Annotated in this window: 21 protein-coding genes and 1 riboswitch; of the genes, 11 read left to right on the top strand and 10 right to left on the bottom strand. The window is 73.1% G+C overall.

Annotated elements, in window-relative coordinates; genetic code table 11:
• Positions 1–19 precede the first annotated feature (19 nt).
• Positions 20–718: a thioredoxin-like domain-containing protein gene (locus tag BJ981_RS23745; RefSeq protein WP_184613884.1), complete on the bottom strand. Its 699-nt coding sequence runs from the start codon at positions 716–718 to the stop codon at positions 20–22.
• 121 nt (positions 719–839) lie between these two features.
• On the opposite strand from BJ981_RS23745, the gene BJ981_RS23740 reads away from it, so the two are divergent.
• Complete coding sequence (locus BJ981_RS23740; protein ID WP_184613882.1) at positions 840–1,466, top strand: DUF305 domain-containing protein; 627 nt, start codon at positions 840–842, stop codon at positions 1,464–1,466.
• Between the two features lie 19 nt (positions 1,467–1,485).
• Here the strand turns inward: BJ981_RS23740 and BJ981_RS23735 are convergent, their stop codons facing one another.
• The 3 genes from BJ981_RS23735 to BJ981_RS23725 are packed head-to-tail and all read right to left on the bottom strand — an operon-like array spanning position 1,486 to position 5,323.
• Positions 1,486–2,562: a threonine aldolase family protein gene (locus BJ981_RS23735; protein ID WP_184613880.1), complete on the bottom strand. Its 1,077-nt coding sequence runs from the start codon at positions 2,560–2,562 to the stop codon at positions 1,486–1,488.
• Positions 2,544–3,254, bottom strand: a complete 711-nt coding sequence (locus BJ981_RS23730; protein ID WP_239138984.1) for an SDR family NAD(P)-dependent oxidoreductase — start codon at positions 3,252–3,254, stop codon at positions 2,544–2,546. Before BJ981_RS23730 ends, BJ981_RS23735 begins: the two co-directional genes overlap by 19 nt.
• Positions 3,251–5,323 carry a DUF6421 family protein gene (locus BJ981_RS23725; RefSeq protein ID WP_184613878.1) on the bottom strand — a complete coding sequence of 691 codons (2,073 nt, stop codon included), beginning with the start codon at positions 5,321–5,323 and terminating at the stop codon, positions 3,251–3,253. The genes BJ981_RS23730 and BJ981_RS23725 overlap by 4 nt, the downstream gene beginning before the upstream one ends.
• A gap of 350 nt (positions 5,324–5,673) precedes the next feature.
• Between BJ981_RS23725 and BJ981_RS23720 the strand changes: the two genes are divergently transcribed.
• Positions 5,674–6,387 (top strand): hypothetical protein, encoded by a 714-nt coding sequence (locus tag BJ981_RS23720; RefSeq protein ID WP_184613876.1) that lies wholly within the window; start codon positions 5,674–5,676, stop codon positions 6,385–6,387.
• On the opposite strand, the gene BJ981_RS23715 is transcribed toward BJ981_RS23720, so the two are convergent.
• A complete protein-coding gene (locus BJ981_RS23715) occupies positions 6,324–6,992 on the bottom strand; it encodes a response regulator (protein ID WP_184613873.1) in 669 nt (222 codons plus the stop codon). The two genes, BJ981_RS23720 and BJ981_RS23715, sit on opposite strands and share 64 nt — an antisense overlap.
• Before the next feature lie 295 nt (positions 6,993–7,287).
• Here BJ981_RS23715 and BJ981_RS23710 point away from each other — a divergent pair, with 295 nt between their 5' ends.
• Positions 7,288–8,703, top strand: a complete 1,416-nt coding sequence (locus BJ981_RS23710; RefSeq protein ID WP_184613871.1) for a hypothetical protein — start codon at positions 7,288–7,290, stop codon at positions 8,701–8,703.
• Positions 8,704–8,725: 22 nt separating this feature from the next.
• Positions 8,726–10,651, top strand: coding sequence for a serine/threonine-protein kinase (locus BJ981_RS23705; protein WP_184613869.1), 1,926 nt, complete (start codon positions 8,726–8,728; stop codon positions 10,649–10,651).
• Positions 10,652–10,667: 16 nt separating this feature from the next.
• On the opposite strand, the gene BJ981_RS23700 is transcribed toward BJ981_RS23705, so the two are convergent.
• The 5 genes from BJ981_RS23700 to BJ981_RS23680 all read right to left on the bottom strand — a co-directional run bounded on the left by BJ981_RS23700 (position 10,668) and on the right by BJ981_RS23680 (position 15,290).
• Positions 10,668–11,336 carry an adenosylcobinamide amidohydrolase gene (locus BJ981_RS23700; RefSeq protein ID WP_184613867.1) on the bottom strand — a complete coding sequence of 223 codons (669 nt, stop codon included), beginning with the start codon at positions 11,334–11,336 and terminating at the stop codon, positions 10,668–10,670.
• 48 nt (positions 11,337–11,384) lie between these two features.
• Complete coding sequence (locus BJ981_RS23695; RefSeq protein ID WP_239138985.1) at positions 11,385–12,203, bottom strand: ABC transporter ATP-binding protein; 819 nt, start codon at positions 12,201–12,203, stop codon at positions 11,385–11,387.
• Positions 12,200–13,228: a FecCD family ABC transporter permease gene (locus BJ981_RS23690; protein ID WP_184613865.1), complete on the bottom strand. Its 1,029-nt coding sequence runs from the start codon at positions 13,226–13,228 to the stop codon at positions 12,200–12,202. The genes BJ981_RS23695 and BJ981_RS23690 overlap by 4 nt, the downstream gene beginning before the upstream one ends.
• 11 nt (positions 13,229–13,239) lie before the next feature.
• Positions 13,240–14,199, bottom strand: a complete 960-nt coding sequence (locus BJ981_RS23685) for an ABC transporter substrate-binding protein (protein WP_239138986.1) — start codon at positions 14,197–14,199, stop codon at positions 13,240–13,242.
• Positions 14,200–14,268: 69 nt separating this feature from the next.
• A riboswitch (cobalamin riboswitch) is annotated at positions 14,269–14,391 on the bottom strand.
• 47 nt (positions 14,392–14,438) lie between these two features.
• Positions 14,439–15,290 carry a Gfo/Idh/MocA family protein gene (locus BJ981_RS23680; RefSeq protein ID WP_239138987.1) on the bottom strand — a complete coding sequence of 284 codons (852 nt, stop codon included), beginning with the start codon at positions 15,288–15,290 and terminating at the stop codon, positions 14,439–14,441.
• A gap of 393 nt (positions 15,291–15,683) precedes the next feature.
• Here BJ981_RS23680 and BJ981_RS23675 point away from each other — a divergent pair, with 393 nt between their 5' ends.
• From BJ981_RS23675 to BJ981_RS23645, 7 genes are all read left to right on the top strand, one after another.
• The gene (locus tag BJ981_RS23675; RefSeq protein WP_184613859.1) at positions 15,684–17,036 is read left to right on the top strand and encodes a cytochrome P450; all 1,353 of its coding nucleotides are present in this window, start codon (positions 15,684–15,686) and stop codon (positions 17,034–17,036) included.
• Complete coding sequence (locus BJ981_RS23670; protein WP_239138988.1) at positions 17,033–17,899, top strand: terpene synthase family protein; 867 nt, start codon at positions 17,033–17,035, stop codon at positions 17,897–17,899. Before BJ981_RS23675 ends, BJ981_RS23670 begins: the two co-directional genes overlap by 4 nt.
• Positions 17,896–19,551: a prenyltransferase/squalene oxidase repeat-containing protein gene (locus BJ981_RS23665; RefSeq protein ID WP_184613857.1), complete on the top strand. Its 1,656-nt coding sequence runs from the start codon at positions 17,896–17,898 to the stop codon at positions 19,549–19,551. The genes BJ981_RS23670 and BJ981_RS23665 overlap by 4 nt, the downstream gene beginning before the upstream one ends.
• Before the next feature lie 145 nt (positions 19,552–19,696).
• A complete protein-coding gene (locus BJ981_RS23660; RefSeq protein ID WP_239138989.1) occupies positions 19,697–22,219 on the top strand; it encodes a nitrate- and nitrite sensing domain-containing protein in 2,523 nt (840 codons plus the stop codon).
• Positions 22,219–22,659, top strand: a complete 441-nt coding sequence (locus BJ981_RS23655) for a roadblock/LC7 domain-containing protein (protein WP_204069997.1) — start codon at positions 22,219–22,221, stop codon at positions 22,657–22,659. Before BJ981_RS23660 ends, BJ981_RS23655 begins: the two co-directional genes overlap by 1 nt.
• Positions 22,656–23,045, top strand: a complete 390-nt coding sequence (locus BJ981_RS23650; protein WP_184613853.1) for a DUF742 domain-containing protein — start codon at positions 22,656–22,658, stop codon at positions 23,043–23,045. Before BJ981_RS23655 ends, BJ981_RS23650 begins: the two co-directional genes overlap by 4 nt.
• Positions 23,026–23,640 carry a GTP-binding protein gene (locus BJ981_RS23645; RefSeq protein WP_184613851.1) on the top strand — a complete coding sequence of 205 codons (615 nt, stop codon included), beginning with the start codon at positions 23,026–23,028 and terminating at the stop codon, positions 23,638–23,640. Before BJ981_RS23650 ends, BJ981_RS23645 begins: the two co-directional genes overlap by 20 nt.
• Positions 23,641–23,664: the final 24 nt, after the last annotated feature.

Here is a 23,664-nt window from a genome sequence, read left to right as displayed (position 1 = left end):
CGGGGCGGGGCCCCGGGACTCAGGAGGAGGGCGACGCCTGCGGCATCGAACTCGCGCCCGGGCTCGGAGCGGCGCTCGGGCTCACGGTCGGGATCGGGTTCTGCGAGGCCGTGTCGGGGGTGCTGCCCTTGCCGGTGCAGGTGGCGCCGTACTCGGGCGTGGTCTCGGGGTTCTGCTTGTACTTGGTGATGTACCTGCTCAGCTTGGGGTCGTCGGCGCCCGTGAGCTCCAGCTGGTGGTTCCAGGAGCTGGCCACCACGGGCGCCTTGAGGCCCGGATAGGGGCTGAGCAGCAGGTAGTCGGTGGTGACCAGGGCCTTGAGCTTCTCGACCTGGTCCTTGGCGAGGTCGGGCCGGTAGGTGATCCACACCGCGCCGTGCTCCATGGAGTGCACGGCGTTCTCGTTGTTGAGGGTCTCGTCGTAGACGCCGCACTGCTGCCAGGTCGGGTTGTGCTCACCGCCGACGGGCGGGTTCTCCTTGTAGTTCACCTTGATCAGCGTGTGCTCGCCGTTCTTGTAGGTGAAGCTCTTGACGCCGTCGAGCGAGGTCGCGGCCCGGTCCTTGATGACGTACCAGCCGACCAGGCCGATCAGCAGGACGATGACGAAGGCCCCCGCTCCCCACATGAGCGTCGCCGTGCGCCGCTCCTTGCGCTTCTGCGCGGCACGCAGCTGGGCGAGTTGCTCTCGCCGTGCCTGCGTCCTCTCCTTGGCCATCAGTCCTCCAACGGCTGTTCATGACCCTTGAATGCTCAAGCTCCGATACTTATGTGGAGGATAGTGGGTGGGTAATAAGGTTTGCGCTCAAGCGCCCTGACAATCACTACTCTGGCTGGCAATGGCAACCATACGAACGCGTGTGATCCTCGTGGCGGTCATCACCTGCCTCGCCACGGTCGCGGCGATGCTGCTGATCACGGGCAGGTCCGGCCCCCCCGGAGACGCCTCCGCCGAGGCGGGGTTCGCCCGCGACATGGCGGTCCACCACGCGCAGGCGGCGGAGATGAGCTTCGCGGTGGACGACAAGACCAAGGACACGGCACTGCGGGGCCTGACCTACGACATCATCACCACGCAGACGGCCCAGCGCGGCATCTTCATGGGATGGCTCCAGCAGTGGGGCCTGACCCAGGCGACCACCAGGCCGTCGATGGCGTGGATGGCCGGCCACGGGCACGCGGCGCCCGGCACGCCCGCCACGATGCCGGGCATGGCGAGCGACCAGGAGATGAAGAAGCTGCAGGCCGCCGGGGGCAAGGACGCCGAGATCCTGTTCCTGCAGCTCATGATCCGTCACCACGAGGGCGGCGTGCAGATGGCCAGGGCCGCGCTGAACCTGTCCAAGCGTCCCGAGGTCCGCACGATCGCGCAGAGCATCGTGGACACCCAGGACAGCGAGATCAACTACATGACCGACCTGCTCCAGGCGCGCGGCGCCAAGCCGTACCCCTCGATCCTCAACTGACCACGGGCCGGGGGCGCTCTCAGCGCTGGGCCATCTCCTCGGCGAGCGCGGCGGCGAAGGCGTCCACGTCCGCCTCGGTGGTGTCGAAGGCGGTCATCCAGCGCACCTCGCCCGTGGACTCGTCCCAGGTGTAGAAGCGGAAGCGCTTGCGCAGGCGGTCGGCGACGTCGCGCGGCAGCACGGCGAAGACGGCGTTGGCCCGGACCTCCCGGGTGACGGTCACCCCGGGCACCTCGCGCACGGCCGCCGCCAGCCGGGCCGCCATGGCGTTGGCGTTCCTCGCGTTGCGCAGCCACAGGTCGCCCGCGAGCAGCGCCTCGAACTGCACCGAGACGAAGCGCATCTTCGAGGCGAGCTGCATCGCGGTCTTGCGCAGGTAGACCAGCCCCCGCACGGCCGCGGGGTCGAGCACGACCACGACCTCGCCGAACATCAAGCCGGCCTTGGTGCCGCCGAAGGACAGCACGTCCACGCCGGCGTCGGTGGTGAGCGCGCGCAGCGGCACGTCCAGGGCGGCGGCGGCGTTGGTCAGGCGGGCCCCGTCCAGGTGGAGCAGCATGCCGAGGTCGTGGCAGTGCACGGCGACGGCGGCGATCTCCTCGGGCGTGTAGAGCGTGCCGAGCTCGGTGCTCTGGGAGATCGACACCACGCGCGGCTGGGCGCGGTGCTCGTCGCCGAAGCCCCACGCCTGGCGGTCGATCAGGGCCGGGGTGAGCTTGCCGTCGGGGGTCGGGACGGTGAGCAGCTTGAGCCCGGCCGTGCGCTCGGGCGCCCCGCCCTCGTCGGTGTTGACGTGGGCGGTCTCCGCGCAGACGACGGCCTCCCAGGGGGCGGTCATCGCGCGCAGGCCGACGACGTTGGCGCCGGTGCCGTTGAACACCGGCCACGCCTCGGCCCGCTCCCCGAAGTGCCGCCGGAAGACCTCCTGCAGGTGGGCGGTGTAGGCGTCCTCGCCGTAGGCGACCTGGTGGCCGCCGTTGGCGAGGGCCAGCGCCTCCAGGACCTCCGGGTGGACGCCCGCGTAGTTGTCGCTGGCGAAGCCCTTGACCGCGGGATCGTGGTGCCGTCGCGCCTGGGTCACGAGGTGAGGTCCCATCGCAGGCCGTTGACCTCGCCGGCCGGGCGGTCCCACAGGGCGGCGACGGCCTCGGCCAGGTCCTTGACGTCGGTGAAGCCGGGGAATCTCCGTTCGGGGCTCGCGGCGCGCATGGCGTCGTTCACCAGGGCCTTGACCACCAGGATGGTGGCCGCGGCGGGCGTGTCGCGCAGCGCGTCGGCGAACGCCAGCGTCCACGCCTCGGCGGCGGCCTTGGCCGTGGCGTAGGCCGCGTTGCCCTGGGTGGGGCGCGCGGCGGCCGTGGCCGAGACGATGGCGAACCGGGAGCCGGGGCTGTCGCGCAGCAGCGGCTCGAAGGCGAGCGTGACGTTCTGGAGGGTGCGGACGAGCTGCCGGTGCAGGAAGTCCCAGTCGGCGAGGTCGGTCTCGGCGAAGGTCTTGGACCCCCGCCAGCCGCCGACCAGGTGGACGACGCCGTCGGCCCGCCCGTGCTCCTCGGCCACGCGCGCGGCGAACGCGCGCACGGCCTCGGGGTCGGCGAGGTCGACGGCGTGGACGCCGGGGGCCTCGTCCAGCCCGGCGCCGATCACGGTGTCGCCGCGGGCGGCGAGGCGGGCGGCGACGGCCTCACCGGTGGGGCCGCCCGCGCCCGTGACGACGACGACCCGGCCGGACGTGCCGGGCAGTCCGTACGGTCCTGCCTGCGCGCCTGCCTGCTCAGTGGTGCTCACCCGCGGATTCCCTTCGTGGCCTCGACGACGCCGGACAGCTTACGGCGCAGGGCCTCGTAGAACATGCTCAGGGGGAACTCGTCGGGCAGGACCGCGTCCACGACCGCCTTCGGGAAGCCCTCGACGGGCAGGGCCTCCACGCCCTGGTGCCACACCGAGGCCGGGTGCGGGGCGACGTAGGCGGCGACGAGCTGGTGCGCGGCGAGCCAGTGCGCCAGCTTGGAGCGGTCGATGCCGTCGCGGTAGAGCTTCTCGACCTCGCCGCGCAGGTCGGCGACGCCGTCCGCGACGCGGTCCCAGTCGACGGCGAGCCTGTTGTCGGTCCAGCGCACGATGTCGTTGCGGTGCAGGTAGGCGAACAGGAGCTGCCCGCCGAGCCCGTCGTAGTTGCGCACCCGGTCGCCGGTGATCGGGAAGCGGAACAGCCGGTCGAACAGGATGGCGTACTGGACGTACCGGGCGTGCGGCACGCCCTCCTCCTCCAGCTTCACCGCCTCGCCGAAGGCCGTCAGGTCGCAGCGCAGCTCCTCCAGCGAGTACAGCCAGTACGGCATGCGCTGCTTGATCATGAACGGGTCGAAGGGCAGGTCGCCGTGGCTGTGGGTCCTGTCGTGCACCAGGTCCCAGAGCACGAAGGTGTCCTGGGCCAGCTCCTGGCTCTCCAGGAGGCGGGCGGCGTCCGGCGGGAGCGCCAGCTTGAGCGTGTCGGCGGCGGCGCGGCTGACGGCGCGGAAGCGGGCGGCCTCGCGGTCACAGAAGATGGCGCCCCAGGTGAACCGCGGCGGGACCTCCCGCACGGCGACGGTCTCGGGGAACAGCACGGCGGAGTTGGTGTCGTACCCGTCGGTGAAGTCGACGAACTCGATCGGGACGAACATGGGGTTGTCGTAGCGCTCGCGCTCCAGGTCGGCCAGCCAGCCCGGCCACACCGTGCGGATCCAGACCGCCTCCAGGTTGCGGTTCGGGTTGCCGTTCTGGGTGTACATCGGGAAGACGACCAGGTGCTCCAGGCCGTCGACGCGCTGGGCGTCGGGGTGGAAGGCGTTGAGCGAGTCGAGGAAGTCGGGCTTGCCGAAGCCCTCCGCCCGCCACCTGCGCAGGTCGGCGAGCACGGCGGCGAGGTACTCGGCGTCGTGGGGGTAGTTCGGGGCGAGCTTCTCGACCCCTGCCACGACGCGGTCCACGATCGGGGCGGCCGCGGCGGCGTCCTCGATGGAGCCGTCCTTGGCGGTGAGCGGGCGCAGCTCCTCGACGGCGCGCTTGAGCGCCTCGGTGAGCGCGGCCACGCCGGGGTCCGCGGCGCCGCGCGCGCCGGCGGCCTCGGGGACGCGGGCCGCCCAGGTGACGACGTTGCCCCACAGGCGGGCGTGCCGGAGGTCGCCGATGGAGTCGTCGCCGAACAGGTCGGAGTCGGCGAACACCACCACGCGCCCCTGCCCGTGCCGCAGCGCCACGGCCAGCGGGCGGCCGGCGGGGTCGGCGACGGGCGAGGTCTCGAACAGGACGGCGGCGCCGGCGGGCGGGGTGAGCACGCCCGCGCGGTAGAAGCACGCCTCGCGCGCCCCGGCCGTGAGGTCCTCCCCCTCGGTAGCGACCGGGCGGCCGAGCACCCAGGTGGCGACGCCGTTGTGGCGGTTGGCCGGATCCTGCACGGTGGTGTGCTCGATCCCCACGCCGAAGCGGGCGAGCAGGTCGGCGAGGTTGTTGCCGTACTTCTCCTGCTCGCACTCGGCCAGGACGATCAGGCCGCCGCCGCCCGCGACGTACCGCTCGATGGCGTCGATCTCCTCGACGGGCAGCGCGGGGCTGCCGCGCCCGACGGTGCGCTCCCAGCGGTCGCCGGAGGGGTGGGCGATGACGAACACGTCGTGGCCGGCCAGCAGGGCGGGCGTGACCGGGCCCTCGGTGTGCGCGGCGACGGTGTGTCCGAGACGGCGCAGGACCTCCGCCGCGCGGGCGTAGCTGTTGTCGTCGGGATGAGCCGGGTTCATCGTCTCGGCGACCTCGCGCCGGATCGTCCACGACTCGTTGTGCGCCTCGTCGAACAGCACCCGCGGGAAAGCCCTCATGCCATCCCATCCCTTCGCTAGCGTAATTTCTCCAGCAACGCTGGGATCTATACGAAAAATATACACACATCATGGCTCCTCGCGGGAAACCTGTCGCCCCAGTGGCCGCTCTCCACCGGACCCGCCGGCGCGGAAACCCCTGCGGCGACGGGGCTCGCGGCTTACGGCACGGGCTCGGACTTTTCCGCCCCGCGGGGGACGGCGGATCACCCGCCCGGCGGACGCGCCGCCCGGCGCCGCCCCCGTAGCGTCCTGTCCGACACGGTGAAGAGCACCGTGCCCCCGCCCGGGGACGGTGGGCCCTTCATCGGGCCACCGTCCCCACCGCCCGAGAAAGCACGATGAACGTCATGCCGCGACTGTCCGACTCGATCGGCTTCCGCAGGTTCGCGACGGGCGCCGGCCTGATCCTTTCCGGCGCCTTCCAGCTCACCGCCACCCTCGTCGACCCCGGCACCTGGGGCGACTCCCGCGAGACCGTCAGCTTCGGCGACAACCCCGCCATGGCCCAGCTCCAGTCCGCGCTCTACCACTGGAGCTGGGTGCTGCTCCCGATCGCCGTCATCGGCCTGCTGCACGTGCTGCGCAAGCGCGCGGTCCTGCTCGGCCACATCGCCGGCGCGCTCACCGTCCTCGGCTTCGTCAGCATCTCGGCGCTGCTGATGGGCGACCCCGTCGAGTGGTACTTCGGGCAGCACTACCCGCCCGACCAGGCCGGCAAGATGTTCGAGGCCGTCTACGACCTGCCCGGCGTCGTGTTCGCCTTCCAGATGCCGTGGGTGTTCTTCGGCCCGATCGGCCTGATGCTGCTGCTCGTCGCCCTGTGGCGCGGCGGGTTCGCCCACTGGTGGACGCTCGTGCTGGGCGTGGTGGCCTGGGGGTCCCCGTACATCACCGAGTACGGCCCGATCAGCCTGCTCTGGAGCGGCGGCAACCTGATCGTGCTCGGTTACCTCGGGCTCAAGGTGCTGCGCATGGGCGACGCCCGCTGGGCCGAGTACTACCCCGTCCAGGCCGCGCCCGGCCGCACCACGCCCGACTCGTACGCGAACACCACCGCCTGAGCGCGGTCGCGCAGGCGCAGCTTCATCAGGACGCGGGCGACATGGGTCTTCACGGTGGCCTCGCCGACGAACAGCTCCGCGGCGATCTCGGCGTTGGTGAGGCCGCGGGCCAGGTGGCGCAGGACCTCCAGCTCCCTCGGGGTCAGCTCGTCCAGCGCCGGCGGCCGCACCGGCTCGGGCCGGCCGGCGAAGGTGGCGATGACGCGGGTGACGACCGCCGGGTCCAGCAGGCCGTCACCGGCGGCGACCACCCGGACGGCCTCCACGAGCTGCTCGGGCGGCGACACCTTCAGCAGGAAGCCGCTCGCCCCGGCCCGCAGCGCGGCGTACAGGTTCTCGTCGGTGTCGAAGGTCGTCAGCACGACGACCTTCGGCGGGTCGTCCGCCGCGGCGAGGATGCGCCCGGTGGCGGTCAGGCCGTCCATGACGGGCATCGTGATGTCCATGAGGACGACGTCGGGGCGCAGCCGGCGGGCCAGCGCGACGGCCTCGGCGCCGTCGGCGGCCTCGCCGACGACCTGCATGCCCGGCTCGGACTCCAGGACCATGCGCAACCCGGCGCGCACCATGGCCTGGTCGTCGGCCACGACGACGCGGATGGACATGCGGGGCTCCTTCCGGTCGGGTCCGCGGCGCGGCCCGCCGGGCCCGGCTCCGGCCCGTGGCGCTCCGCACCTCCCTGGCCTGGACCCTAACGCCCCTTCGCGCCCGCCACCATGCCGGACGGCCGCCTCGCAAGCGGTCCACAAGCGGGCTTCAAGTGACCCCTAGATCATTGGCGCTGTCGCAGATCGTTCAACGAGCGATTGCAAGTGCGTGACGGGGGCCGTATCCGCCTTGAACGCCGCCCTCCGCACTGCGACCCTGGAGTCACCCACGGTCCTGAATCAGGAGGCGGTAATGCCCCGCCCGCACCACCTACTCGCGGGGTTAGGCGTCGTCGCGTCGCTCGGCCTCACCATGCACCCGCACCCCAGCGGCTCCACCGACCGCGTGACCCCAGGAACGGTCCGCGTCGAGGCCCGCGCCCGCGTCTCGATCAACCTCTCCGACGACCGCGGCAAGATCCGCAACTTCGCCCGCGAGTACGAGATCCCGGTCGGCGAGGGCAGCGGCTTCACCGTCACCCCCGACGGCGTCGTGGTCACCGCCACCGGCGTCGTCCAGGCCGGCCGCGACCCGCTGGTCTACGCCGCCAACCGGGTCTTCGCGGAGTACTTCAAGGTCAAGGTGCCCGCCGACTTCGACAAGCACCGGCTGGACGACCCCGACCTCGACGGCCGGCTGCGCGCCTGCTACCCGCCGCAGGGCCGCGACTCGATCTGCCTGGCCACGGTCACCACCAAGATCACCGTCTTCCCGTACGCCGACCCTCCGGCGCCGGAGGGGTACCCGGCCGACCTGCTGCACCCGGGCTCCTCGGCGGGCGCCCCGGCCGTGCTGAAGATCACCAAGGGCGCCGAGGACGGCACGCTGCCGACGGTCCCGCTCGGCACCACCCTCGCGAGCGGGGTCGAGTCCGTGGACGTCGCCGGGCTGCCGTCCCGCCCGAGCGCCAAGGCGCCGCCCAAGCTGCAGACCGCCCACCTCGACCCGCCCGGCGGGCGCACCTTCAAGGCCGCAGAGCGCGACAAGCTCGACGCCTTCCTCGACGACGACGGCAACGGCGCGGCGGTGGTCGACGACGCCAGGAGCGAGGTCGTGGGCCTGATCACCGGCGGCGACGGCGTCCAGACGCTGACGCCCGTGGAGGACGTGCGCGCGGCCCTGGTCGCCGCGGGCGTCACCGCGCGCAGGGGGCCGGTGGACACCGTCTACGAGACCGCGCTCGGCTCCTTCCACAACAAGGCCTACACCACGGCGATCCCCGTGCTGGAGCAGGTGCTGCGGTTGCGGCCCGACCACGCCGTCGCCCAGGACCACCTGCGCGTCGCCCGCGCCAACCGCACCGCGCCCACCACCCGCCCGGCCGCGAGCGCGCCCGCCAAGAGCGGCACCGGCGTGCCGCCCATGCTGCCCGCCGCCATCGGCGTGGTCGCCGTGGGCGTGGTGGTCGCGGTGGCCGCGCCCCTGCTGCTGCGCCGCAGACGGCAGGGCGCCTCCGCGCCGGAGGAACGGCCGCCGGACGCCGTGACCGCCGCCTTCGCCCGGCCCGCGCAGGGCACGCAGGCGATCCACGTCACCGCGGGCGAGGGGCAGGGGGCCCCTCCCACCGCGACCGACCCCGGGCAGACGCGGTTCTGCACGCAGTGCGGCATGCGCCTCGGCCAGGCGCACCGCTTCTGCGGCTTCTGCGGCAACCCGTCCGACCGATGAGAAAGGCAGTCCCGGGGAACGCATGAGCAGCGATCCAGCATTCTCGATGCCGCCGCTGGTCGGCGGGCAGGTGGCCGACTACCTCGTGGAGGCCGTGATCGGCCGCGGCGGCATGGCCACGGTCTTCCGCGCCCGCGACCAGCGCCTCGGCCGCACGGTCGCGCTGAAGGTCCTGGCGCCGCAGCTCTCCCAGGACCAGCGCTTCCGCGACAGGTTCGTGCGCGAGTCGCGCCTGGTCGCCGGGATCGACCACCCCAACATCATCCCGATCTACGAGGCGGGCGAGAGCGACGAGCTGCTCTTCATCGCCATGCGGTACGTCGAGGGGTCCGACCTGCGCAGGCTGATCCAGGCGAGCGGCCCGCTGCCGGTGGCCCGCGCCTACGCGCTGTTCTCCCAGATCGCCTCCGCGCTGGACGCCGCCCACCAGCAGGGGCTCGTCCACCGGGACGTGAAGCCGGCGAACATCCTGGTCACCGACGGTTCCGACCGCGACCCCGAGCACGTCTACCTGACCGACTTCGGGCTGACCAAGAGCACGTTCTCCGAGGCGGGGCTGACCAGCCAGGGCCATTTCATGGGCACGCCGCGGTACGTGGCGCCCGAGCAGATCCGCGGCCTGCCCGTGGACGGGCGCAGCGACCTGTACGCCTTCGCCTGCGTGGTGTACGAGGCGCTGTCGGGGCTGCCGCCGTTCCAGCGGGACACCGAGCTGGCGCTGCTGTACGCGCACGTCTCGCACGACCCTCCGCCGCTCACGCCGTACCGGACCGACCTGCCGCACGCCGTCAACCGGGTGATGGGGCGGGCGCTGGCCAAGTCGCCGGGCGAGCGGTACGCCACCTGCCGGGAGTTCGTGACCGCGCTCAGGGACGCGATCAGCGCCGAGGAGCCGCACAGCCCGCCGGAGGGCCGCCGGTCCTGGCCGCCGTTCCCGGGGGCTCCCGGGCAGGGGGCGCCCGGGGCGCCGTGGACCGCCGCGCAACCGGGCGGCCCCACCTCCCACCCGGGCCACTCCCTCACCCCGCCCCCGGGCCACGGCCCCGCGCCCTTCCCGGAGCACGGCGCCGCCCCCGCCGCGGGTCACGCCTCCGTCCCGGGCCAGGGCCGGGCGCCCGCCCCCGCGGGGGCCGGGCATGTCCACACGCCGCCCTCCGGGGCCGGCCACGTCCCGGCAGCGGGCTCCTCGGGGCACGTCCCCGCGTCCGTGCCCTCAGGGCAGGCGCCGGGGACGGGGACCGTGCCGCCGGGCTACCCGAGCGCGGGCGGGTACCCCGAGACGGGCGGCTCCACCCACCCCGGCCCCCCGCCGCCGGCCGGACGGCGCCGCCCGCCCGCCGGGCTGCTGATCGCGGCGGGCGCGGTGCTGGTCTCGCTGGTGGTGGCCGCCGTGCTGCTCCTCGGCCAGGGCTCCCCGGTCGCGCCGGGCCCCAAGCGGTATCCGGGGAGCCCTGCCGCTCCCATGGCGTTCGAGTACCCGGGCACGTGGGAGTCCCGCACGCACAACGACGAGTACGCCGTGTTCTCCCCGGCGGCGGCCGAGTTCGACACGTTGTTCTCGGTGCCGATCGCCTCGGACTGGACGGCCGTCAACGCCCTGCTCGCGAGCCATCCCGAGCGGGCGACCGGCGTGTTCGCCGAGCTCAACGACACGATCAGCACCTCCGACGCGCCCGAGACGCTGAAGCGCAGCCTGAGCTTCGTGCTGCCGGGGCCCGCCGACTTCGCCTCGGCGCCCACCTCGGCCACCGTCGGGGGCAGGCCGGCGTTCCGGCTCACGGGCGTGGTGAACGACCCGGCCCAGCAGGGACGCCTGGACCTGGTCGTCTACATCGTCAGCCGCGGCCAGGACAAGCCGGTCGCGCTGCTCGCCTTCTTCTGCCCGCCCGCGAGGTGCGACCAGACCGCCATCGACCGCGTCACCTCCACCACGACGTTCCCGTCCTGAGCCGTCCCACCGGCCGTCACGGCGTGATGTCGTGGGCGGCCGACCAGGCGCGGGCTCCGTCGAGGACGGCGTGGTGGACGGCGCGGGCGAGGCGGGCGCCCCAGACGGACCTGGGCCCGCCGAACGGCTCGCGCGGGCCTTCGGCGCGCACGGCCACGCACACGGCGTCGGAGGCGGTGCCGGTGCAGGCGTACCCGGCCTCGATCAGGGCCTGGGTCTTGGCCTCGGTGACGGTCATCACGGTGTTGACCAGGGCGGCGTCGGACATGGCCACGGGGAGGGCCACGACGATGTTGACGGTGCCGGGGGCCGGGTGGAGCCGCTGCGGGCGCAGTTCGGTGTCGGGGACGCCCTCGGGCGAGGCCGCCCAGGTGGGCACGCGCAGGCCGACGGTGGCGACCGCCTCGGCTCCCCCGTCCTCGGCCCGGGTGTAGCGGTCGACGGAGGCGGCGGTCATCATGCCGACGCCCGTGCCGGGCGGGGCCAGCTCGCGCAGGTGCTCCCTCGGGTCCATGCGCGCGTACGCGGCCACCACCTGGGCGTTCAGCACCCATTCCGCGGGGACGATGCCGCCGCCGAGCACGGCGGAGGAGATCATGCGCCAGCCGGGGCCGAACTCCCACAGCAGGGAGGCGAGACGGGCGCCGTCCTCGTGCCGGTGGCTCAGCGACGGCGGGGACGGCATGGGGACTCCTCAGGGGGCCGGGGGTGCTCGAAGCGTACCCCGGGGCCCTCAGGCCGGTTTCGGGGCGTCCTGCCGGGGACGGACGAGGTTGACCAGCGGGCGGCCGTCGGGGCCGGCGTCGACGCGGACGCGGGCGCCGAAGTGGCGGGCGAGCAGGGGCTCGGTGAGGACGTCGGCCACCGGGCCCGCGGCGGCGGGGCGCCCGCCGGCGAGCAGCAGCATGGCGTCGGCGTACTGCCCGGCCAGGCTGAGGTCGTGGATGGTGGTGATCACGGTGAGGCCGTCGGCCAGGCGCAGCCGGTCCACCAGTTCGAGCACCTGCTGCTGGTGGCCGAGGTCCAGGGCGGTGGTGGGCTCGTCGAGCAGCAGCACGGGGGCCTGCTGGGCGAGCGCGCGGGCCAGGACGACCCGCTGGCGCTCGCCGCCGGACAGGTGGCCGAGCGGCCGGCCGGCGAGCGCGGCCAGGCCGAGGCGTTCGAGCACGGACCCGGTGACGCTCCTGTCGCTCCTGGACTCCCGGCCGAGGTAGGAGATGTACGGCGTGCGGCCCAGCATGGCGTACTCGAACACGGTCAGCTGGGGCGGCAGCACCGGGTCCTGCGGGGCGTAGGCCATCAGGCGGGCGCGCCTGCGCGGCGCGAGGCCGCGCGCGGGGACGCCGTCGACGAGCACCTCGCCGCTCGCCTCCACCAGCCCCATCATCGCCCGCAGCAGCGTGGACTTGCCGGCGCCGTTCGGCCCGATCACCGCCAGCCACTCGCCGCCGCGCGCCGACAGCCCGACGCCGGACAGCACGGGCCTGCCGTCCAGCGACACGCCGAGGCCGCGCACCTCGACGGAGTTCACCGGGCCGGGCGAGGTGCTCACACGCTCACCGTGCGGGTGGCGCGCAGGATGCCGACGAAGAACGGCGCGCCGACGAACGCGGTGACCACGCCGATGGGCAGCTCGGCCGGGGCGAGCATCGTGCGGGCCAGCAGGTCGGCGAGCACCATGAACGCGGCGCCGCCGAGCAGCGACAGCGGGAGCACCACGCGGTAGGACCCGCCGGCGAGCCGCCGCACGGCGTGCGGCACGACCACGCCGACGAACCCGATGAGGCCGCTGACCGCGACCGCGGAGGCCGTGGCCAGGGACGCGGCGCACAGGACGACGAGACGTACCCGGGCGGCGTCCACGCCGAGGCCGACGGCCTCGTCGTCGCCCACCGACATGACGTCGAGCAGGCGGCCGTGGGCCAGCAGGACGACCGCCGACACCAGGGCGTAGGGGGCGACCAGCCGGACCTGGGACCAGTCGCCCGCGACGCCGCCGAGTATCCAGGAGTAGATCTTCTGGAGCTGCTCGACGCGGATCTGCTGGACGAACGCCTGCAGCGCGGCGAGGAAGGAGGAGACCGCGACCCCGGCGAGCACGAGCGTGGCCGTGCCGCCGCCGCGCCCGGCCGTGCTGCCGAGCGCGTACGCCAGCAGCACCCCGCCGATCGCGCCGCCGAACGCGGCGATCGGCACCAGGCCCTCCACCTGCACCAGGACGATCATCAGGGTGGCGGTGAAGCCGGCGCCCGCGGCGGCGCCGAGCAGATAGGGGTCGGCGAGGGGGTTGCGGAACACGCCCTGGTAGCCGGCGCCGGACATGGCGAGCAGGCCGCCGACGACGGCGGCCAGCACGACCCGGGGCATGCGCAGCTCGAAGAGCAGGCCCTTCTCGACCGGCGAGAGACCCGAGCTCACCGAGACGAACGGCAGCCGGTCGAGGAGTTCGAGCAGCATGCCCTTCGCGGGGATGCCGACCGCCCCGATCGTCAGGCCCGCCAGCAGGCAGATCGCGAGCACGACCAGCGCCACCACGAGCGCCGCCGGCCGTGCGCGCGCCGGAGACGCCGTCGCCATGGCCGCCGGTCTCAGCCCGCGGCCTTCTGGACGGCCTCGCCCACGACCTTGACCAGGTCGACCACGCGCGGCCCCCAGCGGGAGGCGATGTCATCGTCGAGGGGGACGACCCGGTCGTTCTTGATGGCGGACAGGCCGGCCCAGCCGGGCCTCTTGGCGAGGGTCGCCTTGGACTGGCCGCAGCACTTGGTGTCGCCCAAGAAGATCAGGTCGGGGTCGGCCTTGACGACGAACTCGCTGGAGAGCTTGGGGTAGCCGCCGGCGGGGTCGGGGGCCTTGTCGGCGATGTTGGTCAGGCCGAACAGGCCGTAGACCTGGCCGAGGAAGGTGCTGGAGGTCACCGAGTAGGGGGTGCTGTCCAGCTCGTGGTAGTAGCTCAGCTTCTTGTCCTTGGGCGCGGCGGCGGCGATCGCGTCGATCCGGCCCTTCATGCCCTGGGCGAGCTCGGCGGCCTTGGCGCCGTTGCCGGTGGCGGCCCCGAGGTCGGCGATCTCGTCGTAGACCTCGTCGAATTTGGTGGCGGCGGGCTCCAGCAGCACCGGGACGCCGACCTTGGTGAGCGCGCCGACGATGCCGTCAATGTCGTTGGACAGGACGACCAGGTCGGGGCTCTTGGCGATGATGGCCTCGGCGTTCGGCTTGAAGCCGGACAGGTCGGTCTTCGGCGCCTCCGCCGGGTGGTTGGACTGGTCGTCCACGGCGACGACCTGCGGGCCCGCGCCGATCGCGAACAGCGTCTCGGTGTGGCTGGCCGACAGAGAGATGATCTTCGTGGGCTTGGCGGCGATCGTCACCGGGCCGTTGCCGGCCTGGACGGTGACCGGGAAGCCGGCGGCGCCCGCGGACGGGGCGGGAGCCTGGGAAGTGCTGGGGGCTGCGCCGGGAGCTGAGGGAGCGTCGGTCCGGCCGCACGCGGCCAGCGTCAGCGTACCCAGCAACGCGCACGCCAGGGCCGTGCGTACGGGCCTCACGCGGGTTCCTCCTGTTGCCGGGAAACGAGGACCCGTGGTCATGACGGATCACCCTTTTCCACGAGGGTTGACGGCGTCGGCGCGGGTGGAGGCGACCTGGCTCGATCCGAGGGGATCTCACAGTTGCGGGACAGCGCCGGAATCACACCGGACTTCGCTCCACGCCACGCGTCACACGAACCGTATCAATCCACGGGTGGAGGGGACACGCCAGGTCGTGACCGGCGTACCACCGCAGGTCAGGCGAGCTGGGCCTCGGCCGCGGCGATGATCTCCTGGAGGCGGAGGCCGTGGCGGGCGTCCAGCGGGTGGCCGCCGCCGGCGCGCACGGTGGCGGCGAACTCGGCGGCCATGGCGGGGAAGACCTCCGGGCCGAGGACGTCGCCGGTCAGTGTGGCGCTGCCCCGGTGGCCGTAGACCGCGACCCGGGAGACGCCGTCCCCGCCGCGCGCGGCCATGGACAGCGACGCCTCGCTGACCGCGCCGGTCTCGTGCTCCAGCAGCAGGCCCGTCCAGGCGAGCGGGTCGCCGTGGGCGCGCACGCCGGTGACGGGCCCGAGCGCGGCGTCCAGCAGGTCGATCACGTGCGGGCCGACGTCGAGGATCGCGCCGCGCTCGCGCCGCCACGGGGAGTCGATCTCGTGCAGGGCGCCGGAGACGTTCACGGCGTGCCCGCCGAAGGGGTCGAGGCCGGAGACCCGCCGCAGGAAGTCCTTGGTGGCGGGGGCGTACCGGAAGGTCAGCACCATCTGGGAGGCGACGCCGGCCTCGCCCACGGCGTCGGCCAGGCGGCGCGCGGCGTCGAGGTCGGCGGCCAGCGGCTTCTCCAGCAGCAGGGCCTTGCCGGCCTTGGCGGCGAGGAGGCCGAGCTCGGCCTGCACGGCGGGCGGGACGCAGAACGCGACGGCCTCGCAGACGTCGAACAGCTCCTCGACCCGCTCGTACACCGGCGCCCCGAGGCGGGCGGCGGCCTCGGGCCTGCGCGCCCACACCCCGGCGAGCCGCGTGTGCGGCCCGGCGGCGAGCATGGGGGCGTGCACGGCCTCCGCCCACGGCCCGGCTCCGATGAGGCCCACCGACACTGGTTCCACGACGTTCAGCTCCCCGGGGTGTCCGACGGTCGGAGTGAGACTAGCCCAGCCGTGTGGGGGTCTCCGGCGGCGGGTATCACGCCCTTGGATTCCGGACTGTACGGAAAAGGCCATTTTCGACGGTCTAAGTGGTTATTGACCGAAACCTTGATCGCGGTCCGCGATCGTGATAGTTCATTGATCATGTGGCATTTTGCCGCACGAAATTACCAATTGTCGCGTTCGCGATATGCGGTGAGCGGCGCTCGATAGGAAGCCTCCGGAGCCGGACCCCCCTCCCCCGGCACCTGGGCGCCCGCTTCGTGCGGCACAACCGGTCACGGCCTTTCACGGCCTTTCACGCATGGCGCGAACGCGGCACGGCCCGCAGCACACCCCTTGGAGCACCCCACGATGTCGGTCGCCGCTTCCCCCCGGCATGCCCGAACCGTTCCCCTCCTCAGACTCCTCCCCCGGCTCTGGCGCGACCCCGTGAACATGCTGGCGACGCTCGCCCGCGATGCGAGCGGCATGATCGTACGTCTCCCCGCCGGCTCGCCTTCCCTCTACCTCGTCAGCCATCCCGACCACGTGCAGCACGTGCTGCGCGGCAATTGGGAGAACTACCAGCGCGACGGGATGTTGTGGCGGCCCGTGCGACGCCTGCTCGGGCAGAGCATTCTGAGCGACGGCGCCTCCTGGGAGGCCAGCAGGCGGATCATGCAGCCGCTGCTGACCGCGAGGAAGGTGGCCTCGCTGGCCGAGGAGATGGCGCGCACGGTGAACGAGCGCGTCGGCGAACTGGAGGGGTACGCGGTCTCGGGCCGTACCTTCGACGCGGCCGAGGAACTGGCGGACCTCGTCAACCAGACCGTGATCAAGGTGCTGTTCGGCGGGCGGCTCTCCCGCGCGGCCGGGCACCGGCTGTCCCTCGCCTACGACCGCGCGACCCGCGCCATCGCCTTCCGCCTGCTCATGCCCTCCATGCCCTACTCCCTCCGCCTGCCCGGCGACCGGACCTTCATGGCGGCGGTGAAGACCATCGACGAGGAGATCCTGCCCATGATCCGGCAGGGGTGCCCGCACGCGCCCGGCGACGTCTTCTCCGCGCTCTACCAGGCCAGAGCCGAGCGGGGCGAGGGCGAGCGGCAGATCCGCGACGACATCGTGAACATGTACAGCGCGGCCGCGGAGACGACGGCGACCGCCCTCACCTGGCTGTGGCCCACGCTGGACGCCCACCCCGACGTCGCCGACCGGCTGCGCGCCGAGGTGGACCAGGTCGTGGGCGACGGGCCGGTGCGGGCGTCCCACCTGCCGGAGCTGACCTACACCTCGATGGTGCTGCGGGAGCTGATGCGGCTCAGCCCGGCCGCCTGGCTGTTCCCCCGCGTGGCCGAGAACGCCGACCGCATCGACGGCGTGCCGATCGAGGCCGGGGCGCAGGTGCTGATCAGCCCGTACGCCACCCACCGGCTGGACGGGTTCTGGGACCGTCCGCTGGAGTTCGACCCGGAGCGCTTCGCGCCAGGGGCCGCCGAGCGCCGCCACCGCTACGCCTACTTCCCCTTCGGCGGCGGCCCGCACCTGTGCCTGGGCAAGCCGCTGTTCGAGATGGCGGCGCCGCTGATCATCGCCGCCATCCTGAGCCGGTTCCGCCCGACCGTGCGCGGCGGCCGTCCCATCACCCCCCTCCCCGCGGCCACGCTGCGCCCGCGCCAGAAGGTCGAGCTGACGCTCGTCCACGCCCGGCGGGAGGCCGCGTGAGCACGGACCTGGACGCGCTGGAGATCGGGAGGATCTGCGCGGAGGCCGGACGCTCCCAGCGGCACATGCGGCAGTGGACGGCGGAATACCCGGGGCTGTTCCCCGCGCGGCCGTTCGACGCGGCCTTCTACGGCACGCTCTCGATGGCCATGGCCTTCAGCGGGCCGTGGTTCACCGCCGAGGAGCTGAAGATCACGAACAAGGCGGCTCTGTGGGGGTTCGCCGCCGACTGGCTGGCCGACTACGTCCACAGCTCCCCCGGCGAGGTGCGCGAGCTGGTCGGTGCGTGCCTGGCGGTGGCGGACGGAGTCCCGCCCGCCGCCGGCGACGACCTCGGCCGCACATTGGCGCATCTCCGCGCCGACCTGGCGGCGGCGCCCGCGTTCCCCGAGCTGGAGACGGTTTGGCGCGACGAACTGGCCCGGATGCTCGACACGATGGCGCGGGAGTCGGACTGGAAGGCCGCCGGCATCACGCCGTCCCTGGAGGAGTACCTGGACAATGCCGACAACCACGGCTTCTGCTTCGTGTTCGCCTGCCACTGGATCGCCACCGGCGGCCCGGACGCGGCACGGGACGCCGACCGCGTCCGCCAGGCGGCACGGGCCGTTCAGCGGGTCATGCGGCTGCTCAACGACCTTTCCTCCTACGAGCGGGACAAGAGCTGGGGGGACCTCAACGCCCTGCTGATCGGCGTGTCGCGCGAGCAGGTGCTCGAACGCGCCGCCGCGCTCACGCGCGAGGCCAGGACCCTGATCGGCGAGCTGCGCGGTGGCCACGACCGCCTCGCCGTCTACATGGAGCGCCAGATGGACTTCTGCGCCGGGTTCTACGAGGTCGGCGCGTACTGGGGCTCCCTGTGAGCGCCAGCGACCTCGCTCCCGCCCCGTGCGGCGGCGAGGCGGACGAGCAGGACGTGGCCGCCGGCGCCGAGCGCCTGATCGCGGGGCTCGCCGGGCGGCCGTGGGGCCAGGTCGGCGTCTCGGTCTACGAGACCGGGCGGCTGGTCGCGCTGGCGCCCTGGCTGACCGGCCACGCCGAGCGGATCGCCTACCTCATCGAGGCGCAGCGGGAGAACGGACGCTGGGGCGCCCACGACGAGTACGACCTGGTCCCGACCCTGAGCGCCGTGGAGGCCCTGCTCGGCGAGACGCGGCGCGGCGCGCCCGAGGGGCTTGGCGAGTACGTCGCCAGGTCCGCCGCGCGCGGCCTGCGCGCGCTGTCCGTGCGACGCCCGCCGGAGGGCGCGGCGCCGGACATGCCGGCGCGTGAGCTGATCGTGGCGTACCTGACCGAGGCGATCGACCGGCGGCTGCGCGATTCGGGCGGGCCGGAACCTCACCTGGCCGAGGCGGTGGCACTCCCCCGGCCCGATCCCGCGAGCGTGGCCAAGCTCGCGAGGATCCGCGCCGGTCTGCGGTCCGGCGCCCGGCTGCCCGAGAAGTTGCTGCACGCGCTGGAGGTCGGCGGCGAGGCGGCGGCGGGCGCCCTGGGGGTGCGGCCGGAGCCGCTCGGGGCGGTCGGGGCCTCACCGGCCGCGACGGCCGCCTGGCTCGGCGCGGGGACCGTGCCCGAGCCCGGGCATCCGGCGCGCCGGTACCTGGAGGCGGTCGCGGGCCTGCACGGCGGGCCCGTGCCGTGCGCCCTGCCCATCACCGTGTTCGAGCGCGGATGGGTGCTCAGCACGCTGAAACGGGCCGGCGTCCCGCTGTGCGCGCCGGAGGCGCTCGTGGCGAGCCTGCGCGCGGGCGAGCGGGCGGGAGGGGTCCCGGCCGGGCCCGGCCTGCCGGCCGACGCGGACACGACCTCGGTCGCCCTGTACGCGCTGGCGTTGCTCGGCGATCCGGTGGAACCGGCCGCCCTGTGGGACTACAAGGCCGGGGAGCACTTCGTCACCTGGCGCGGCGAGGAGGGGGTCTCGACCACGGTCAACGCACACGTCCTGGACTGCCTGCACGCCTACCTCGCCGGCCGCACGGACGCGCCCACCCGGTACGCGGGCGCGGCGGGCCAGGTCGCGGGATGGCTACGGGACCGCCAGCGGGCCGACGGGAGCTGGGCGGACCGGTGGCACGCCTCGCCCTACTACGCCACGATGAGCTGCGCCTTGGCGCTCGACGCCCGCGGCGATTCGCCCGAGGCGGTGCGGCGGGCGATCCGCTGGACGCTGTCGACGCAGCGCGCGGACGGCTCGTGGGGGCTGTGGAGCGGCACGGCTGAGGAGACGGCATACGCGATGCAGACCCTCCTGCTGTGCCGCGCGGCGGCGGCGGAGCCCGCGCGGCTTCGCGCGTGCGCGCGCGGCCGGATGTTCCTGGAGCGGTCCTGCGGCGACGGTCATCCGCCCATGCCCGCCATGTGGCACGACAAGGACCTGTACGCACCACGCGCGATCATCTGGGCCGCGGTGATCTCAGCCCGTCATCTCGCGTCACGCAATCCGGAGATACGTCATTATAGGCGACAAAAGGGATATGGACGAAGAGGTGCTCACATAAGGGATGTTCCTTACTGATTCTCCTGACAATGGTGACAACATAGGGTTCTGGCCTCATTTCTGCCGTGCTAGGGTGCCTGGGTGCAAGATGGTGAAATTGCACCTATAGCGTGATACGGCGGCGTAGCGCGAGCGAGCCGTTCATATGCCGATATCATTCGCCGTGAACCGCACCGAGGGCTTCCTGACGCTGGCCAGGGATGGAGTTATGCGCTTCCAGAATCCGCGGGTCCGGACCAAGGTCACGGCGCTCCTATTATCGCTTGTGGCGCTCTGGGCCTTCGCGGCCTGGGTGACCCTGCGCGAAGGTCTCAACCTCCTGTGGGTCTCCACGCTGGACACCAACGTGTCGCAGCCCGCCGAAAGCCTGATCACCGAGCTGCAGCGCGAACGCCTGCTGACCTCGGCGGTCATGGCCGAGCCCTCGTCCCCCGACCAGCGCAGGAACGCCCTGGCCGACCAGCGCGCCAAGAGCCTCGCGGCGAGCGCCGACTTCCACCGGCTGATCACGAACGACAGCGTGCGGCGGGCCGCGAGCGCGGTGCTGATCCAGCGCATCGAGACGGCCGACCGGTCGGTGCAACGCCTCGTCTCTCTGCGCAAGAAGGTCGACGCCGGCCAGGCCGACCGTTATGCCACCGGCGACACCTTCACCCAGGTGATCGAGTCCATCCACAACATCCACGACGCGCTGTCCGGCATGGACGACCAGGACTTCGCCAGGGACATCCGCACCCTGCTCCAGATGGCGCGCGCGAACGAGCTCATCTCGCAGGAGCACGCGTTCGTCGTGGGCGCTCTGATCTCCGGCGGCCTCGGCGCCAACGACCGGATCAAGTTCACCCAGTTGGTGGGCGCCCAGCGCTACTCCCTGGAGAACGCGTCCTCCGCGCTGCCCGCCGACTCCCTCGCCGCCTACGAACGGCTGACGGCCAGCGACAACTTCAAGCGCTTCCGCTCCCTGGAGGACCAGCTCGCCCGCGCCCCCCTGGACGGGAGCCGGTCCTTCGTCCCGGTCGGGACGTGGCGGCCCACGGCCGACACCGTGATCGCCGAGCTGGACCGGCTCATCGTGGACGGCGGCGACGCCCTGGTCGAACGCGCCACCCCGCTGGCCACGGCCGTCATGATCCGTCTGGCGCTGGCGGGCGGGCTCGGCCTCATCGCGGTCATCGCCTCGATCGTCCTCGCCATCACCACCGCCCGCACCCTGGTGCGCCGGCTGGAAGAGCTGCGCACCGCCGCCCTGGAGCTGGCCGGGCGCAGGCTGCCCGGCCTGGTCGAGCGGCTGGGCCGCGGCGACGAGGTGGACGTGACGGCGGAGGCCCCGCCGCTCGCGGTCGGCAACGACGCGATCGGGCAGGTGAGCCAGGCGTTCAACAGCGTGCAGGAGACGGCCATCCGCGTCGCGGTCCAGCAGGCCGAGCTGCGGCGCAGCTACCGCGGCATCCTGCTCAGCCTGGCCCGGCGCACCCAGTCGCTGGTCCACCGGCAGCTCACCATCCTGGACGCCATGGAGCGGCGCGAGACCGAGCCGGAGGAACTGGCCGACCTGTTCCGCGTCGACCACCTGGCCACCCGCATGCGGCGCAACGCCGAGAACCTCATCGTCCTGTCCGGCGCCTCCCCCGGCCGCGCCTGGCGCCGGTCGGTGCCGATGGTGGACGTCGTGCGCGGCGCGCTGGCCGAGGTCGAGGACTACACCCAGGTCACGCTCATGCCCATGGGGGAGGCCGAGCTGGCGGGCCGCGCGATCGGCGACGTCATCCACCTGCTCGCCGAGCTCATCGAGAACGCCGTCTCCTTCTCCCCCCCGTACGCGTCGGTACAGGTCAGCGGCCAGGAGGTCGCCAAGGGCTACGTCGTCGAGATCGAGGACCGCGGTCTCGGCATGAACCCGGAGGACCTGGCGGACGCCAACCAGCGGATCGCCGACCCGCCGGAGTTCAAGCTGACCGGCACCCCGCGCCTCGGCCTGTTCGTCGTCAGCCGCCTGGCCTCCCGCCACAACATCAAGGTCACGCTGAAGGCGTCCCCGTACGGCGGCACGACGGTGGTGGTGCTGATCCCGCGCGAGCTCGTCGACGGCGACACCGACCTCGACCCCGGCATGGAGCCCATGACCGACCCCACGACCGATTCCGGCATCGATCCCCTGACCGGCCCCGTGATCGACGGCGCCGTGCCCGCACCGCCCGCCGGCGTGCCGCCCCAGGCGTCGCACGACCCCCGCGAGGATCTCTCCCGGCCGTTCCCCCCGGCCCCCCGCGACCTCTCCGGCCTGTCCCCCGCCGAGGCCCCCGGCCTCGCGCCGTACGTCCCCGGCCCGGCCCTGCCGGTCCGCAACGGCCGTGGCGGCAGGACGGCCTCGCACGACGGCCCCTCCGCGAACGGCGCCCCCGGCCCGCGCCACGCCGAGCCGCGCGCCGCCGCCGACGAGGACGCCGCCCCCACCTTCACCCCCTCGGGCCTGCCCCGCCGCGTCGCCCAGGCGCACCTCGCGCCGGGGCTGCGCCAGGAGCCGGCCGCGCCCTCCGCCGGCCAGCAGGAGGAGGACCACTTCTCGCCGGAGGAGATCCGCCGGCTGATGGGCTCGTTCCAGAGCGGCACCGAGCGCGGGCGCTCGGAGGCGGCGGGACTGCCAGGAAGAGAACAGCGTGATCCGGTAGCAGAGGACGGCGAGTGATGCAACGGGTGAGTTCCCCCGCCGATCTGACCTGGTTGCTCGACGACCTGGTCCATCGGGTGAGGGAGGCCGAGCACGGGATCGTCCTGTCCACCGACGGGCTGCTCCTCGCGGCGTCGCGAGGGCTCGGCCAGGCCGACGCCGAGCATCTGTCCGCCGTCGCCGCGGGCGTCCAGAGCCTCGCCCAGGGAGCCAGCGAACGCTTCCAGGGCGGGGCCGTGCGCCAGACCATCATCGCCATGAGGTCGGCGTATCTGGTGGTCACCGTGGCGGGTGAGGGCGCCTGCCTCGCGGTGCTGGCCGCGCGGGACGCCGACGTGGGCCTGGTCGCCTACGAGATGGCCATGCTGGTGGCGCGCGTCGGCCAGTACCTGACCTCACCCGCACGATCGGAGACCCTTTCCCCGAGGAATCCCCCAAGGAGCGAGGACGCCTTATGACGAGCCTCTCCGACGACCCCGCGGACGAGCAGTGGCTCGACGACGAGGCCGGACGCATCGTCCGCCCGTACGTGATGACACGCGGCCGCACGGAGCCCAGCCGGGGCAAGATCGACCTGATCACCCTCGTGGTGACCATCAACCCGGTGATCACGGCCGAGCCCGGGCTCGGCCCCGAGCACCACACCATCGTCAAGCTCTGCGACAGGCCGTTGTCGGTCGCCGAGATCGCCGCTCACCTCGACCTCCCGGCCGGCACCGTGCGCGTCCTTCTCGGCGACCTCGTCGACAGGGGCTTCGTGGCCATCCAGGAGCCCGCGCGGGAGACCGACGTTCTGGACCTGGAAACCTACAAGGCGGTGCTCAATGGACTACGGACGCTCTAGCCGCGACGTCGGCCGGGCGAAGCTGCCCACCGCGATCAAGATCCTCATCGCGGGCGGGTTCGGGGTCGGGAAGACCACCATGGTCGGTTCGGTGTCGGAGACCAGGCCGCTGCGCACCGAGGAGATGCTCACCGACCGGGGCGTCGGCGTCGACGACCTGGCCGGCGTCGAGGACAAGAAGACCACGACGGTCGCGATGGACTTCGGCCGCATCTCGATCGGCGACGACCACGTGCTGTACCTGTTCGGCACGCCCGGGCAGGAGCGGTTCTGGTTCGTGTGGGACGAGCTGGCCCTCGGCGCGATGGGCGCGGTCGTGATCGCCGACACCCGGCGGCTGGCCGACTGCTTCCCCTCGGTGGACTACTTCGAGCGCCGCGGCACGCCGTTCATCGTCGCGGTCAACTGCTTCGAGGGCGCCAGGCGCTACGACCTCGAGGAGATCCGCATGGCCGTCGACCTCGGGCCGGACACCCCGGTCGTGCTCTGCGACGCCCGGCGGCGGGAGTCCAGCAAGAACGTGCTGGTCACGCTGGTGGAGCACGCCATGCAGGCCCGGACGCGGCGCTCCGCCCAGGAGCCCGCGACCCGCTGACCCGCCCGCGGGGCCCGCCGGCGT

This window comes from Sphaerisporangium krabiense, assembly GCF_014200435.1.
Taxonomy (GTDB): domain Bacteria; phylum Actinomycetota; class Actinomycetes; order Streptosporangiales; family Streptosporangiaceae; genus Sphaerisporangium; species Sphaerisporangium krabiense.
This window is presented reverse-complemented; position numbering and strand designations above follow the sequence as displayed.